This is a genomic window from Leptothrix mechoopdaensis (SeqCode) (assembly GCF_053893855.1).
Genome location: NZ_CM132699.1, coordinates 1,542,278 through 1,557,986, shown reverse-complemented (window position 1 = coordinate 1,557,986; position 15,709 = coordinate 1,542,278). Strand labels below are relative to the sequence as shown.

General features: G+C 69.5%; 11 protein-coding genes, 1 tRNA gene, 1 pseudogene and 1 riboswitch. Of the genes and pseudogenes, 5 read left to right on the top strand and 8 right to left on the bottom strand.

Translation table 11 applies throughout. The features are described from left to right. The first annotated feature begins 78 nt into the window (after positions 1–78). Positions 79–804, top strand: coding sequence for a Crp/Fnr family transcriptional regulator (locus ACWA7K_RS06870; RefSeq protein ID WP_456166942.1), 726 nt, complete (start codon positions 79–81; stop codon positions 802–804). On the opposite strand, the gene ACWA7K_RS06865 is transcribed toward ACWA7K_RS06870, so the two are convergent. After that, complete coding sequence (locus ACWA7K_RS06865) at positions 741–2,039, bottom strand: MFS transporter (RefSeq protein ID WP_456210410.1); 1,299 nt, start codon at positions 2,037–2,039, stop codon at positions 741–743. The two genes, ACWA7K_RS06870 and ACWA7K_RS06865, sit on opposite strands and share 64 nt — an antisense overlap. A gap of 373 nt (positions 2,040–2,412) precedes the next feature. Between ACWA7K_RS06865 and ACWA7K_RS06860 the strand changes: the two genes are divergently transcribed. After that, on the top strand, positions 2,413–2,634 hold the full coding sequence (locus ACWA7K_RS06860; RefSeq protein ID WP_456166940.1) for a hypothetical protein: 222 nt from the start codon (positions 2,413–2,415) through the stop codon (positions 2,632–2,634). Positions 2,635–2,838: 204 nt separating this feature from the next. Here the strand turns inward: ACWA7K_RS06860 and ACWA7K_RS06855 are convergent. Together ACWA7K_RS06855 and ACWA7K_RS06850 are read right to left on the bottom strand one after the other, a co-directional pair. Then, a pseudogene (locus tag ACWA7K_RS06855) lies at positions 2,839–4,036 on the bottom strand (IS256 family transposase). Positions 4,037–4,287: 251 nt separating this feature from the next. After that, a tRNA-Arg gene (locus ACWA7K_RS06850) sits at positions 4,288–4,364 on the bottom strand. 607 nt (positions 4,365–4,971) lie between these two features. On the opposite strand from ACWA7K_RS06850, the gene ACWA7K_RS06845 reads away from it, so the two are divergent. The 3 genes from ACWA7K_RS06845 to ACWA7K_RS06835 all read left to right on the top strand — a co-directional run bounded on the left by ACWA7K_RS06845 (position 4,972) and on the right by ACWA7K_RS06835 (position 10,918). Beyond that, a complete protein-coding gene (locus ACWA7K_RS06845) occupies positions 4,972–6,345 on the top strand; it encodes a hypothetical protein (RefSeq protein WP_456166938.1) in 1,374 nt (457 codons plus the stop codon). A 17-nt stretch (positions 6,346–6,362) separates the two neighbouring features. Then, positions 6,363–9,296 carry a fibronectin type III domain-containing protein gene (locus ACWA7K_RS06840; RefSeq protein WP_456210408.1) on the top strand — a complete coding sequence of 978 codons (2,934 nt, stop codon included), beginning with the start codon at positions 6,363–6,365 and terminating at the stop codon, positions 9,294–9,296. A 121-nt stretch (positions 9,297–9,417) separates the two neighbouring features. Further along, positions 9,418–9,529: riboswitch (TPP riboswitch) on the top strand. Between the two features lie 84 nt (positions 9,530–9,613). Beyond that, positions 9,614–10,918, top strand: a complete 1,305-nt coding sequence (locus tag ACWA7K_RS06835) for a purine-cytosine permease family protein (protein WP_456166934.1) — start codon at positions 9,614–9,616, stop codon at positions 10,916–10,918. On the opposite strand, the gene ACWA7K_RS06830 is transcribed toward ACWA7K_RS06835, so the two are convergent. Genes ACWA7K_RS06830 through thiM form a run of 5 tightly spaced genes read right to left on the bottom strand, consistent with a single transcriptional unit; the run spans position 10,889 to position 15,605 of the window. Next, entirely contained in the window at positions 10,889–12,223 is a 1,335-nt protein-coding gene (locus ACWA7K_RS06830; protein WP_456166932.1) for a YncE family protein, read from the bottom strand. The two genes, ACWA7K_RS06835 and ACWA7K_RS06830, sit on opposite strands and share 30 nt — an antisense overlap. Before the next feature lie 46 nt (positions 12,224–12,269). After that, positions 12,270–13,115 carry a creatininase family protein gene (locus ACWA7K_RS06825; protein WP_456166930.1) on the bottom strand — a complete coding sequence of 282 codons (846 nt, stop codon included), beginning with the start codon at positions 13,113–13,115 and terminating at the stop codon, positions 12,270–12,272. Positions 13,116–13,165: 50 nt separating this feature from the next. Beyond that, a complete protein-coding gene (thiD, locus tag ACWA7K_RS06820; RefSeq protein WP_456166928.1) occupies positions 13,166–14,059 on the bottom strand; it encodes a bifunctional hydroxymethylpyrimidine kinase/phosphomethylpyrimidine kinase in 894 nt (297 codons plus the stop codon). Positions 14,060–14,076: 17 nt separating this feature from the next. After that, complete coding sequence (gene thiE / locus ACWA7K_RS06815) at positions 14,077–14,721, bottom strand: thiamine phosphate synthase (protein ID WP_456166926.1); 645 nt, start codon at positions 14,719–14,721, stop codon at positions 14,077–14,079. A gap of 11 nt (positions 14,722–14,732) precedes the next feature. Then, complete coding sequence (thiM, locus tag ACWA7K_RS06810) at positions 14,733–15,605, bottom strand: hydroxyethylthiazole kinase (RefSeq protein ID WP_456166924.1); 873 nt, start codon at positions 15,603–15,605, stop codon at positions 14,733–14,735. Positions 15,606–15,709: the final 104 nt, after the last annotated feature.

Sequence of the window (15,709 nt, the reverse complement as noted above, 5' to 3'; positions counted from 1 at the left end):
CAAGCCAGGCGCGGCCGGTCAGACTCGACCGGTGGAACGCATGGTTGATCGACCGGGCCACGTGACGAACGGGACACCGTGGCCAACGCTCAGGAACACAAGGGCAACCGACTGCTCGACGCCTTGCCGGCGCCGGACCGGGAGCGCCTGCTGGCCGACGCCGAACGGATCGAGCTCCGCTTCGGGCGCGTGCTGGAGACGCCGGGGGAGCCGGTCGGGCATGTCCTCTTCCCGACCAGCGGCTTCATCTCGCTGCTGGTCCAGGTCGACGGGCTCGCGGGCCTGGAGGTCGGGATGGTCGGCCGAGAAGGCATGCTCGGCGTGCCGCTGCTCCTGGGCCAGGGCATCGCCTCCTGGACGGCCATCGTGCAAGGCACCGGCATGGCCTGGCGGCTGGACATCCGCACCTTGCGTCGAGAAATCAACCGGTGCCGCCCGTTGCGCCCGCTGCTGGACGAGCATGTCTGCGGTCTGATGATGCAGGTCGCCCGTTCGGCCGGCTGCCTGCATGAACACGCGATCGAACAGCGTCTGGCGCGCTGGTTGCTGATGAGCCTCGACCGCGCCCACGGCGACCTGCTGCATGTCACGCAGGCCTTCATGGCCGGCATGCTCGGCGTGCGCCGCGTCGGCGTGACGCAGGCCGCCGCCGCCTTGCAGCGCCGCGGCCTGATCGCCTATCACCGTGGCCAGCTGACGGTGCTCGACCGCGACGCCCTGGAGTCCAGCGCCTGCAGCTGCTACGCAGCCGAGCGGTTGCCGGTCGACCCGGAGCCCGAAGCGCCGGCCCCCAGCCGGGCCTGACCGGCCACCCCGGTCTGCCGGATCAGAAGCAAGGCCACGAAGGCGGCCAGCCCGATCACGGCTGAGAGCCACAGGGCACCGGCGCCCCAGCCGTCCAGCGCGATCCCGAACAGGAAAGGCGCGAAGGCCTGCGCGACCCGCGCCGGCATCATCAGCCAGCCCTGCCGTGCGCCGTAGGCCGCCGGGCCGAACAGCACCAGCGGCAAGGTGCCCTTGGCAATGGTCAGGATGCCGTTGCCGGCGCCGTGGACGACGGCGAACAGCGGCACCGCCACCGGCCCGGCCAGCAGCAAGGTCGCGGCACCGAGCGGATGGCACAGCGCCGCCAGCCGGGCCGACAGCAGCGGGTGCACCCGCCGCAGGTAGCCGAACTCCAGCAGCCGACCGGCCACCTGGGCCGGGCCGACCAGCGCCCCGACGGCCACCGCGACGGTCAGGCTGGCCCCCGCCGCCTGCATCGTGCGCGGCAGGTGCGCGGCCATCGACGTGCTGATGAACCACGTCGCCGCGAAGACGAAAGCCAGCAGCGCGCTGGTGAGCAGCAGCGGGCGCGAGGTTTCGGGCGCAGGTGCGGCACCGGGCAACGGATCAGGCAACGGATCTGGCAACGGATCTGGCAGGGGCTCAGGCCGCAGCTCGTGCAACGGCCCCGCCCGCGGCAGCAGCATGTTCAGCGGCAGCCCCGCCAGCAGGTGCAGCGCCGCCCAGGTCAGGCAGGCGCCGCGCCAGCCGTGGTGCGCTTCCAGCCAGGCCGACAAGGGCCAGCCGACCGTGCTGGCGAACCCGGCCATCAGCGTGATGCCGGTGATCGCTGGGCGCGAGTCGTGGCCGTACAGGCGCACCAGCGTCGCGAAGGCCGATTCGTACAGGCCGGCGCCCATCGCCAGGCCGATCAGCGCCCAGGCCACAAACAGCGTCACGGCCCCCTGCGCCGAACCGAGCGCGACCAGGCCGGCGGCGAACAGCAGGCTGGTGAGCATCAGCACCGGGCGGCCACCGTGGCGGTCGATCAGCCGGCCGGACCACGGCCCCACCAGCGCCGACACGATCAGGGCGACCGAGAACGCCGCGAAGACCGTCGGCGTGCGCACGCCCAGATCGCGCGCCATCGGCTCGGCCAGCATCGCCGGCAGGTAGTAGGTCGACGCCCACGCGAGCGTCTGGGCCAGCCCCAGCGGGATGACCGCACGGCGAACCGGAACAGGCCTGGGGCCGGGTCGGGGAATCTGGGCCATCTGCGGTTGGGGTGGTGTGGGGGGATGGTGGGCAGAAGGTGCTGCACGTCCATTTTGGGTCCACCGACTGTCATGGCGCCCCCCGGACCTTCTGCCGTGGGTGCCCGGGAAAACTCAAGACAGCGACGTCTTGTCATCGATTCCGGCCAACATGTTTTTCCCGAAATCGATTACCACGCAATATCTGGCCTGCAAATGATGTCGCCATATATATTGCGCGCCCTTCCATCAGGACCGAGACTGGGAGATCAGCCTGAATCCCGATTTGTCTCAGGTTAATCTGATTTTCGACTCGTTCATTTATCGAGCGACAAGCCCGGCCGACAATTCTGGAATCGGTAGGCGTGTCCTCCAAGAACAAGCAAGAAGACCCATGAAGATCGTCGAGACCTACGCCGGAATGAAGATCGAGTGCTGGACCATCACCGTCGAGCCGAAGCGCTTCCGCTGGGCCTACAGCATCAACGATCGTCCGCCGGTCCAGATGAAGGGCGCCGACGCCACCGTGGAGATACTCGCGCTCAAGGAAGCGAAATTCGCCGCGATGAATGACATCGACAAGGAACTCGGCCGCCGGATCGGCCCCCGAGATTAGGCAGGCCGGCTGCCAAGCCGCCGCCACGCATCGCCCCGGGACGGCTGGCCTCGCCAGTTTCCGCTTCCCGCACAACAGCCTGCGAGATATTCAAAGCCCGTCGACGTGAACCCGGACATGCCGGGTCGCTGGGCCGTGGCCGGGTGATGTCCCAGCGCGTGGTGTAAGTCCACAGCCCGGACAGGCTGAGATGCGCGGGGTTACTCAGCGTGCCACTGCAGACAGCCGAGTCGGGACAGTATCACTGAGGGCCTGCAGGCCTTCGAGCTGCATGTAGCGCCGGGTCAGGCTCCACTCGTCGTTCTGCTCGAGCATCATGGCCCCGACCAGTCGAGTGATGGCGTTGTCATTGGGGAAGATGCCCACGACGTTGGTCCTGCGCTTGATCTCCGCGTTGAGCCTCTCCAGCGGGTTGGTGCTGTAGATCTGCTGGCCAATGCGCCCTGGGGAAACCCATGAAGGCCAGCACGTCGTTCTCGGCCTCGTCCATCATGGCGCTGAGCTTGGGCAGCTTCTCGCGGAACTGGTCGGCCACGCTGCGCCATTGCATCCTTGCCGCCTCGGCCGTCTCCTGCACGAACACCGTGCCGATGGCCGCGCTCACCATACGCCGCTGCGTCTTGTTGGCATAGGCCAGGACGTTGCGCATGAAGTGCACGCGGCATCGCTGCCAAGTGGCCTTGAGCGTCTTTGCCGCGGCCGCCTTGATGCCTTCGTGGCTGTCGCTGATGACGAGCTTGACGCCCCGCAGTCCGCGTCGGTTCAGGCTGCGCAAGAACTCGGTCCAGAACGGCTCTGCCTCGCTGGCCCCAACCTTGATGCCAAGCACTTCGCGCTGACCCTCGGTGTTGACGCCCACGGCCACTATGACCGCCACGCTCACGATGCGCCCGGCCTCGCGCGTCTTGACATAGGTCGCGTCGATCCACAGGTACGGCCAGTCGCCCTCGATCTGCCGGTTCAAGAACGCGCCGACACGCTCATCGAGCTCGGCGCACAGCCGCGACACTTGGCTCTTGGAGACGCCGCTCATGCCCATGGCCTTGACCAGGTCGTCCACCGAGCGCGTGGAGATGCCCTTGATGTAGGCCTCCTGGATCACCGCCGTCAGTGCCTTCTCTGCGGTCCTGCGGGGTTCCAGGAACTCGGGGAAGTAGCTGCCCTGGCGCAGCTTGGGGATCTTGAGCTCGACGCTGCCCGCGCGTGTCTCCCAGGTGCGATCGCGAAAGCCGTTGCGGCTGTTGATGCGCTCGGCGCTCTTCTCGTCGTAGCCGGCGCCGCAGCGCCCCTCGACATCGATCTCCATGAGCCGCTGGGCCATGAACTGCACCATCTGGCGCAGCACATCAACATCGGCTCCCTTCTCGGCCAGTTCGGCCAATGCCATAGTGGAGGTGGTCATCGTGATTTCCTTTGGACAAAGGTTGGTGGGTCGCACCTCAACCTTATCCGGGTCCACGATGGCCACCCTCTACGGGCCGCCTCGCCTAAAAACTTACACCACCTCGCGGGGCATCACCCGTGGCCGCACGTCGGCCAGCGGCCGAGCGGCGCTTGTCTGTCCGGGTCGTTGTGGATGGGGCTGTCGATCCAGCCTGATTCGCCCGTGCCGGGCCGCCGGATCCGGCGATCGCACCCGGCTGCGTGGCTTCTTGGCCTGCCCGGAGGGACTCGAACCCCCGACCTGCTGCTTAGAAGGCAGCTGCTCTATCCAGTTGAGCTACGGGCAGTTGGCTAGGCCTGCGCACGCTGCGGCGCGTCAAAAAATTATGGCACGCAGGACAGGCCGGACCGGGCCTCAGCAAGGCTCAGGAAGGGTCCGTGAGGCACATTAGCGCCTCTTAACGCCCGTTCGGGTCAGCCGGCCTTGATCTGCTGATACTGAAACTGACCTGTATCAACGAGGCGCAAAAGTGATGAAGCGACCACCCATTTGAGGGTCAGTCCTAAGCCCAACATGGGGCATCTCCACCACCACACGTGGATCAAATGCCCAAATAGACGGGTCTCTTTCCCACTCTTCCGTCGATTGCTGTCTGGGACACCCAACCGAGTCAACCTGGGGCAACACGTTCACCACGAGCAATTCTTCACACAGTTGCATCTCAATGTTTTGTTGTGTTCTGTTCAGGAAGGATGGCTTAAGTCTTGCGAATCTACGGTCGATGTCAGACCCGTGCTGTGCCGTCCGACACCCCATCCAGGGTGTCCCGGTCGCCCTTCAGAGGGAGCAGGGCGCAGGTTCCGGCAGCAGTTCGACAGGAGAGAGAGGTGCCCGGTTTCGCGGCCGGGCACTCAACCGCTAACCAACCCTCACGGGGGAAGAAGATGAAAATCATGAAGCGTCACACCCTGGCCCAGGCAGCCGTCCTTGCCGCCAGCGCGCTGGTCAGCCAGTGGAGCCTGGCCTGCCAGTTCAACCAGGCCACGCCGTTCACGGCCGGCCCGATCGCCGTCAAGCCGGCCACCGGCTCCTGGGGCGGCCCGTTCTCGGAATGGGTGGTGGACTCCAACGGCGTCGGCCTGAAGCTGTGCACGACCAGCGTCACCAACGACGGCAACCCGCCGCCTTGCTTCTATGACCCGGTCAACCCGGCCAACGCCTACACCCAGTCGCTGAACCGCGGCGGCGAGGCGTTCTACTTCCTGGCCGACAGCGTCTTCACGACCAACGACGGCACCGGCGCCCTGGCGCTGGACGTCGTGATCGTGCAGGGCATCGAATCGGCCTTCCTGAGCGACCCGCCCGCCCCTGGCTTCGAGACCCAGTTCTCGCGCCTGCGCACCCGGGTCAACGTCGCCAAGCCCGGCATCTATTACGTCGAGACGCCGTGGGGCAAGACCCGCTACCCGGTGCCGGCCAGCGCCATCCTGCCCCCGGGCAACGGCCAGAACCGCTCGGAAATCAGCGAGCCGATCGACATCACCTTCGGGCCGGGTTCCAACCCTGGCCTGGTGACGCCCTTCCTGCTCGCCACGCCGGAAATCCCCGGCTTCGGCAAGGCCCAGGGCTACATCGGTGACGGCCTGACGCTGACCAACGTCACGGGCAGCCCGTGCGGCCAGAACAGCGTGCGCATCACGGCCTTCCAGATGGACGACATCACGCCGCTGGACATCAACGGTGGCTCGAACGTGGTCAACAACACCACCTTCACCGTGATGGGCACCCTGGCGCCCGCCGCCGCCGTGCCGATGTCGATCGGTGCCGCCTACTACACCCGCAAGCAAGGCGGCACGACGGTCAGCGTGATGGTCGACGGCAGCGCCAGCTCAACCGCTGCGGCCTCGATGATCGTCAACATCGGTGGCTCGACCGCCCCGATGGTGCGCGACGGTGCCCGCTTCTACGCCAGCGTGCCCTTCTTCGGCGCGACGCTGCCGACCAGCGTGACCGTGACCGCCACCGATCCGGGCCAGCCCTCCACCGACAACACCCAGACGGCCACCCTGACGGACCTGGTGACGATCACCAGCGCCGTCGCCACCTGCACGGCCTCCACCAACCTCTGCCAGCTCCAGGTCAACGCTTCGTCCAGCGACGACGGCAGCAGCACCGCCGGTGCCCCGGCGCTGAAGCTCGCCAATGACGGCACGCCGCTGGTCAACGGCAGCGCGACGACGCTCAACGCGGCCGTGCCCGGTGTGATCACCGTGCGGTCCTCGTTCGGCGGCAGCGCCAGCAAGCCCGTGACCATCGTCAACCAGTGATCCGGAGCCACAACATCATGAAGCGCAAACTCATCGTCACCCTGGTGGCCTCGGCCCTTGAGCTGTATGCCGCCGCCGCCACCGCCCAGGTCGGCTCCTGCGACCTAGTCGGCACCTCCAAGTCGGCCAACATGGCCAGCCCCGTCACGGCGGGCCCGCTGAACCCGGTCGACGGTTTCCCCGAGTACGTGACCGATTCGACCGGCCTGTCGGTCCAGCGTTGCCTGGACGCCAACTGGTGCTTCTTCGACCCGATCGTCGACACCGACCCGTTCTCGATCCAGATCGGTTCGGGCGGCGAGGCCTTCTATTGGGGCGCTGACGCGCTGCTGGCGGACAACACCGGCAAGGCCGTCTTCCGCCTCGTGATGGCGGCCGAGACCGCCTTCCTGCAGGCCGGCCCGAACGGTGAGCCGATCAACGGCTCGCAGTTCCCCTTCCTGCGCCTGCGTTACGTGTTCGACGCGCCGGCCGACGGCATCTACACGCTGAAGCACCCGTACGGCACGGAAGAGTTCGAGGTCGTCGGCGCCACCGGCAACCGCGACATCTTCACGACCTACGACCGCGGCCTGAACGCCGGCCAGATCACGACCGGCAACGTCGGCCCGTTCATGAAGTCGGTGTTCATCCCCGCGACCGGTTTCCTGGGTGATGGTGGCGCGCTGGCGGCACCCGACCTGGCGACCGGCGCTCCTTGCCACGCCAACGCCGACGGCTTTGCCACGGTGACGCTGTCGGGCGTGACCGCTGGTGGCGCGCCGATCGACTTCGGCGGCGGCCAGACCGTCCTGTCGACCGACCTGTTCGCGATCCAGGGCCGCGTCTACGACGGCCGCGTCCAGACGCCGCTGAACAACCGCCGCCTGACCTACAGCCGCACGGCAGCGTCCGGTCAAGTCGAGGCCTTCGCAAGCTCGACGACGCCCGCGACCGTCACGGTCCAGAACGGCCCGACCGTGCCCGGCACCGTCGCCGGCATCACCGCCGTCACGACGCTGGCACACAGCAACCTGACGCCCGACGGCGCGACCGCCGCCGAAGGCGTGAACTCGCGTGCCGTCGGCGTGGCCGCGCTGCCGCCGGTCGTGACGATCACCGCCGACGACGCATCCCTGGCGGCCGGTGTTCGCCAGTTCGACCCGACCGCCGAGCACATCCGTCTGGTGGACTTCGTCGACATCGCCTCGGCCGACTACGACCCGAACACCCACATCCTGACGGTCCAGGCCGCCTCGGGTGACAAGGTGGGCAACCCGGTCCTCGCGGTCCGCGGCCTCGGCAACATCGATCCCGCCACGTCGACCTTCCGCCTGACCACCGTCGCGCCTCCGGCCGTCGTGAACGTGGACTCCGCCAACGGCGGCACCGCCTCGACGACCGTTCGCGTGATCACCTCGGTCCCGCCGGCGGCGCCGCTGAACCCGACGTTCGACTTCGCCACGGCCAACACGCTGACGCTGCACTGGACGGACAACTCGGACAACGAGTCGGGCTTCAAGGTCTACACCGTCGACGGCGCCGGCGTGCGCACGCTGCGCGGCCAGACCGGCCCGGGCGTGGCCCAGCTGACCATCTCCGGTCTGGCGACCTCCACCTCGTACACGCTGCAGGTGGATTCGTTCAACTCCGTGGGTTCGGCCAGTTCGACCACGATCGTGGCCAGCACGATCGCGCTGCCGGCGCAGCCTGCCTCGGCCAACTTCGTCTTCAGCACCTCCGTCCAGCGTCAGCTGGACATCGGCTGGGCTGCGGTCGCGGAAGCCACGAGCTACCAGGTCTACAAGCGCATCGGCACGGGTGCCTACGCGCTGCTGGCCACGGTTCCGGCCACGCAGACGTCCTACACCGACGGCGCGGGCGCGGCCAGCACGGCCTACACCTACCAGGTCGTCGCCCTGCGCAACATCAACGGCATCACCGACAGCAGCGTGGCGACCACCACCACGACGCAGACCTCGGTGGGCGCCCCGACCTCGTCGGCGATCACCGGCATCACGGTCTCCGGCAACACGGTCACCGTGAACTGGAACGATCGTTCGTCGAACGAGACCGGCTTCCAGCTCTACCGCATCCCGGTGGTGAATGGCACGGCCGGTACGCCGGTCGCCATCGGCGGCGTGATCACGCCGACCAATGTGGCAAGCACCGCCAACCCGATGTCGGTGCAGGACACCAACGTGCCGGGCGGCAACTACCGCTACCGCGTGGACGTCCGCAACTGGGCCACCACGGTCTCGAGCAACGTCTCCCCGGCTGCCGGCGCCAACCCGAACACGGTCGCCGTGATCGAGCTGAAGGCCGTGACCAACCTGACGGCCACCATCAACGGCAGCCCGACGCTGGCATGGACCGACAACTCGATCAACGAGTCCGGCTATCGCGCCGCCCGCTCGCTGGCGACGGTCGCTGCCGATGGCACGGTCACGTTCGCTGCGGCCACCAACCTGGCGCAAGCAGCCAACTCCACGGGCTTCCGTGAAGCGAACGCGCTGACGGCCAACCGGACCTACCGCTACGTGGTGACGCCGCTCAACGGCGCCACCGTCGGTCCGGCTGCCACGGTCTACACGTTCACCAACGCGCTGCCGACGCCGAATGCGCCGACCTTCTCGCTGAACAACGCCTCGGGCGTGACGGTGACCTGGTCCCTGGGTGGTGGTGCCAGCACGCTGTCGGTCGGTGGCTACGAAGTGCAGCGATGCATTGCCAATGCCGCCGGCACGGCTTGCGCTGCGGGTCAGACCGCCGCCAAGCTGAACGGGACGGCGGTGAACACCGCCGGCACCGTCGACGGCCGCGCGACGCTGACCTTCCGCGACACCACGGCCGCAGCTGGTACCCGTTACCGCTACTTCGTGCGTGCCGTGGGTGGCGCTGGCGTGAACAACGCCGCAGGCAACGCCCTGGTCGGCCCGCTGGGTGCCGGTGCCAGCGTCCTGAAGAACTGACGATCGACCGCACCACCGGCCTCCGTGAGGGCCGGTGCTGCGTGACCCCGCGAATTGCCGCCTGGCCTCACCGCCAGGCGGTTTTTTTTTGTCGATCGGCGTGCGCTAAAGTCGCGCCCTCGTTCTTTGCTGGGGGTGTTGCTCCCGGTCCCCTGCGGACCGGTGGCGACTGAGAAAGTCCCTTTGAACCTGATTGAGGTAATCCTCGCGCAGGGAAGCATGGAACAGGGTCGACACGCCCTGCCCTCGCGGCTCGGCCGGCCCTGTTGCCGCTGACCTGCCATCGCTCAACCAACACTCGCTCACGGGTGACCACGATGGCCGACACACCACACGACTCCTCTCTCTCTCCCTCGCCCGCCGCAGCCTTGCCGCGTGTCTTCGGGCTGCGCGACCACGCGGCGCTCTGGTTCAGCCTCGGCGTGGGCCTGCTCGTCATGCAGGTCGGCGCCTACCTGGTGCCCGCGATGGGCACGCAGGCGGCCTTGCTGGCCATCGTGGTGGGCAGCATCGCCGGGGCCGGCCTGCTGGCCTGGACGGCGCAGATCGCCTGCGAGCGCGGGCTGTCCAGCGCCGGGCTGATGTCGATCACGCTGGGCCGCCACTTCGCGCGCCTGCCGGTGGTCCTGAACATCGTGCAGCTGCTGGGCTGGACCGCCTTCGAGCTGGTCGTCATGCGCGACGGCAGCGCCGCCATCGTCCGGCAGGTCACCGGCCTGGACGCGGGCTGGGTGCCCTACGCGGCCACGCTGCTGTGGGGCGGCGTGCTGCTGCTGCTGGCGCGCGGCTCGATGCTGACACTGGTGCGCCGCTTCATCGGCCGCTACGGCCTGCCGCTGGTGATCGCCTCGCTGCTGTGGCTGACCTGGCAGTTCGTCGGCATGGCGCAGGCACAGGGCTTCGCGGCCTTCTGGAACCGCGCCGGCACCGGCGAGATGAGCACCATCGCCGCCGTCGACCTGGTCATGGCGATGCCGGTGTCCTGGCTGCCGCTGGTGGCCGACTACGCCCGCCACGGCACCAGCGCCAGCGGCACCCGCCGCGGCACCTGGCTGGGCTATGCGCTGGCCAACACCTGGTGTTATGCGCTGGGCGTGCTGGTGGTGAGCGTGTCGCAGCCGGGCGTTGACCTGGTCAGCACGCTGCTGCTGGCGCAAGGCGGCCTGATCGCGCTGGGCCTGATCCTCGTCGACGAGATGGACAACGCCTACGGCGACGTCCATTCGGGCTCGGTGTCGCTGAACTTCCTGTCACCGCGCCACGGCCTGGCCGGCTGGGGCATGGTGATGGCGGCGGCGTCGACCGCCGCCGCGCTGGTGCTGCCGATGCACAGCCTGGAGCCCTTCCTGCTGATGCTCAGCTCGATCTTCGTGCCGCTGTTCGGCGTCGTGATCTCGCAGCTGGCCGGCCGCTCGCCGGGTCATCAGGCGGCGATTGCCTGGGGCCCGGCGCTGGTCTGGGTGCTGGGCATCGCCACCTTCCACCTGGCGCCGCAGGTCGTGCCCGACCTGGGCCAGGCGATCCCGAGCCTGCTGGTGACGCTGCTGCTGGGCACGCTGCTGCGACTGCTGCAGCAGCGTTCGGGCTCCGGATCAGCGCAGGTTGCCGGTGTGGCCGAGTGAATAACGGCCCGGCTGGGGCCACACGGTCAGGCCGTGCGGTTCCAGCCCGACCTTGACCTTGGCGACCTCGCCATTGCCGGTGTCGATGCGGTAGACCTCGTCGTCGTAGCGCCCGGCCAGCCACAGCCAGCGGCCGTCGGCGCTGACGTTGCCCATGTCGGGGCTGCCGCCGCCGGGGATCGGCCAGCGCTTTACCACCGCGCCCTGCGCGAAGTCGATCACCGCGACGCTGCCCGGGCCCTTGCGCGGGCCGTGGATCTTGTGGGTGCCGCGGTTGGCGACGTAGAGCTGCTTGCCGTCGCGGCTCGGGTAGAGCCCGTGGGCGCCGATGCCGGTCGAGATGAAGCCCGTTTCCTGGAAGGTCGCGACGTCCACCACGTGCACGCCGTCGGCGTCCATGTCGGCGACGTAGAGCGTCGAGCCGTCGGGCGACAGGCGGATGTCCTGCGGCATGCTGCGCGTGCTGGTGCAGATGTCGTCGGGCGGTGCGTCCTTGAAGGCGGCGCCTTCCTTGTAGCGCAGCTCGGGCATCTTCAGCTTGAGCATGGCCGTCACCTTGCGTTCGACCAGGTCGATGCGGGCGATGCTGCCGTTGAACTCGCAGGTGAACCAGGCCGTGCGGCCGTCGATCGAGAAGTCGGCGTGGTTGATGCCGCCGCAGTCCGGCGTGTCGATCGCGTACTGCACCGCCATCGTCTTCGGATCGCGGAAATCGAGCCGGCGACGCGCCTCGGCCACGACGATGGCCGAGCGGCCGTCGGGCGAAAAATACAGGTTGTACGGATCGTCGACCGCAATCGCCTTGCCCGGCTTGCCGGTGGCCGGATCGACCGGCGTCAGGCTGCCGGCATTGGTGCGTTCGGCGTTGTTGGCGACCCAGAGCGTGCGCAGGTCCCAGGACGGCACGACGTGCTGCGGCGACAGGCCGACGCGGTATCGGTCCACCACCTTCATCGTCTCCGGATCGATCACGCTGACGTCGTTGCCACGCAGGTTGGGCACGTAGATGCGCGCGGGCAGGTCCTTCAGCGCCGGATCGAGGCGCTCGGCGCTGGTGCCGGCGTAGAGGTTGCGCGCATCGGGCAAGGCCGGCACGCCGGGCAGGTAGTCGACGGCAGGGGCCGCCGGGGCGCTTGCCGCTGCCGTGGCACCGGACGCCGCCACATCCGCGGCGGAGGCCGAGGTGATCGGCGTGTCACCCGAGCCGGATGAGGGGCCGCAGCCGGCCAGCAGGGCGGCCAGCGCCAGCGCGGAGAGGATCAGCGGAGTCGGACGGGACAGGTTCGGGAGCTTTCGGTCGTTCATGGACAGCGGCAAGGTGGGTTCGGGATGGGGGTTCTGTCTGCGGATCTCAGGCGCCGGCCAGCTGGCGGCGCAAGGCGGTCAACGAGGCGTCGAGCACGGCCTGCACGCCCAGCCGCCCCAGCTCGGCGGTGGCGCCGCGCGGGTCGCCGGTGACGCCGTCGGCATCGGGCCGGACCTGGGCCAGGCGCCCCTGTCGGACCGAGGCCGGATCGAGCGCCAGCGACAAGGCGGTGTCGGCCAGGCCGGCGTGTTCGCCGATCTCGGCCGGGCGGTGGCCGCGGGCCTTCAAGGCCTCGACGTAGGCGGTCTGGGTGGCGCGGTAGTACTCGGTCAGCGCGATCACGCGGGCGCCGGACAGGCCGTGCGGCCCCGCCTTCGACAGGCGCGCCGCGACGGCCTGCAGGTTGGACTGGTAGCCGCCGTGGTCGCCCAGCAGGACGAGGTGGCGCAGGCCGTGGCGGGCGTAGCTGCGCACCGTCGCCTCCAGCACCGCCTCGAACACCGGCGCCGGGATCGACAGCGTGCCGGGGTAGCGCATGTGCTGGGTCGGCGGCTCGATGGCGCCTTCGGGCACATGGGCCAGCACCGGCGCGACCAGCGTGCGGCCGAGCGCCTGGGCGATCTGGCCGGCGAGTGCGCGGACGCGCGTGTTGTGCTTGCCCAGCGCCAGGTGCGGGCCGCTCTGCTCGATCCCGCCAACGGGGATCAGCAGCGTGGTCGAGCCGGTGGCGATGCGCTCGCGCAGCTCGGTCCAGGTCAGGTCCTCGACGTGGACCGAGCTGGCGCCGGTGGCGTCCGCTGTCGACGTTGCCGCTGCGGTCGGGGCCGCCCAGGCGGTGGCCAGGCCAAGGCCGGCCTGCAGGCCGAGGCGGCGCATGGGGTTGGCGGACATCGTCGTCATCGGGCTCGTCGCTTCGTGGGGCATCAGGGGGCGCGATCGTGTCACGGTGTCCTGACCGGTTCCTTGACAGCGGGCAGGACCACGCTGGCCAGCGGCGCGTGACCGTGGTTCAGCGGCCCGTGGCCCGATCCGGTGGACACGTCGGCCCCGGCCGCGATGGCCGCCAGGATGTAGCGGCGTGCACTTTGCACGGCCTGCCCCAGATCCTGGCCCAGCGCCAGGTGGCAGGCGATGGCGCTGGACAGCGTGCAGCCGGTGCCATGGACGTTGCGGCTGGCGATGCGCGCGCTGCGCAGGCGCAGCGGCTGGCGGTCGTCGGCACCCTGCAGCAGCAGGTCCTCGACCACCTCGCCGGGCAGGTGACCGCCCTTGAGCAGCGCGGCCGGTGCACCCAGCGCGACCAGCGCACGGGCGGCGTCCTCCAGCGCGTCCAGCCCGTCGATCGGGCGGCCCAGCAGCAGCTCGGCCTCGTCCAGGTTGGGCGTGATCAGCGTGACCAGTGGGAACAGCTCGCGCACCAGCACCGCCACGGTCTCCTGGGCGATCAGGCGGTCGCCGCTGGTCGCCACCATGACGGGGTCCAGCACGACGCGGGTCAGGCGGTGGCGGCGGATCGCGTCGGCCACCACCCGCACGACGGCCGGGTCGTGCAGCATGCCGATCTTGACCGCGTCGACGCCGATGTCCTCGATCACCGCGTCGATCTGCGCGGCCAGGATCTCCGGCGGCAGCGCATGGATCGCGCGCACGCCGATGGTGTTCTGCGCGGTGATCGCGGTGATCGCGGTCATGCCGTAGCAGCCCAGCGCGGCCATCGTCTTCAGGTCGGCCTGGATGCCGGCGCCGCCGCCGCTGTCGGAGCCGGCGATGCTCAGCACGCGGGCATAACGTCGCAGCGGCGTGGCTTGCCCATCGGGCGTCTTGTTCGTGTTCATCGGGTGTCCCGGGAAGTTCAGGGGATCAGGCAGGCGCGCAGCCGCGCGGCGGCGGCCTGCGGATCGTCGGCCGCGCAGATCGCGCTGACGACAGCCAGGCCGTCGGCGCCGTGGCGCAGAACCTCGGCCGCATTGCCGGCGTGCAGGCCGCCGATGGCGACCAGCGGCAGGTCGGTCGCGGCGCGCAACGCGGCCAGGCCGTCGAGCCCGAGCGCCGGTGCCGCATCGGCCTTGGTGGACGTGGCGAAGACGGGGCTGGCGCCGAGGTAGTCGACATCGGCCGGCAAGGCATCGAGCTGCGCCAGCGACTCGATCGACAGGCCGACGATCGCGTCGGGCAGCCAGCGGCGCACGTCGTCGACCGGCACGTCCGACTGGCCGACGTGCACGCCATCGGCGCCGCACAGCAGCGCGATGTCGAGCCGGTCGTTGATCAGCAGCGGCACGCCGGTGCCCGCCAGCAGCGCCTTCAGGGCCCGCGCACGGGCCAGGAAGTCGCGGCTGTCGAGCGTCTTCTCGCGCAGCTGGACCATGCCGACGCCGCCGCGCACGGCCGCCGCGACGACCGCCTCGACGCCACGCGGCCCGCACAGCGCCGCATCGGTCACGAGGCAGAGGGCATGTGACGGCTGCCAGCGCGTGGCACGCAGCGGACGGCTCACGCGCACCGGCCTCAGGCCGCCTCGCCCGCGCCCGGGCCGGCCAGACGCAGGCGGCTCAGGAAGGTCGACTCGTCCAGCAGATGCAGCGCGTCCAGCAGTTCGACCTGCATGCGGCCGACGCCACCGCCGGCGGCCTGGGCGCGTTCGGCAGCCCATTCGCCGACGACGCCCATCACCGCCATCGCCGACGCGGTCGCGCGCCAGGCATCGGGCTGGACCGCCGCGAAGGCGCCGATCATCGCGGTGGCCGAACAGCCGACGCCGGTGATGCGGGTCATCCACGGATGACCGTTGCGCAGCCGGATCCAGCGCCCGCGCGCATCGATCACATGGTCGACCTCGCCGCTGACGCAGACCACCGCGCCGGTGCGCGCCGCGAAGGTGCGCGCCGCCGTCACCGCGTCGTCCGACGAGGCCGAGCTGTCGACCCCGCGGGTCGCGGCGGCCAGGCCGGCCACGCTCATGATCTCCGAGCCGTTGCCGCGCAGGATGGTCGGCGCATGGGTGTCGATCAGGCTGGCCAGCGCGTGGTTGCGGTAGGGCGTCGCGCCCGCGCCGACCGGGTCGAGCACGACGGGGATGCCACGCTGGTGCGCGCGCGCCTGGGCCATCCGCATCGACGCGATCCAGGCCGGCTCCAGCGTGCCGATGTTGAGCACCAGCGCCTGCGCGATGCCGGCCATGTCGGCGACTTCCTCGTGGGCATGGGCCATCACGGGCGCCGCACCGAGCGCGAGCAGCACGTTGGCGTTGAAGTTCGTCACCACGAAGTTGGTGATGCTGTGGACCAGCGGCGAGCCGGCGCGCACCGCCTGCAGGTCGGCCCACAGGTCGGCAGGGCTCAGGGTCGAGGCAGCGGTGTTCGAGGCGATGTCGGCGGGCATGGCGGGTCCGGGTCGGTCGGGTCGGGTCGGGAGGTCAAGGGCGGGAGGTCAAGGCGGGGATTATTGCGGCTGCCCCGGACGTGAAAAGGCCGGACGCCCCGATG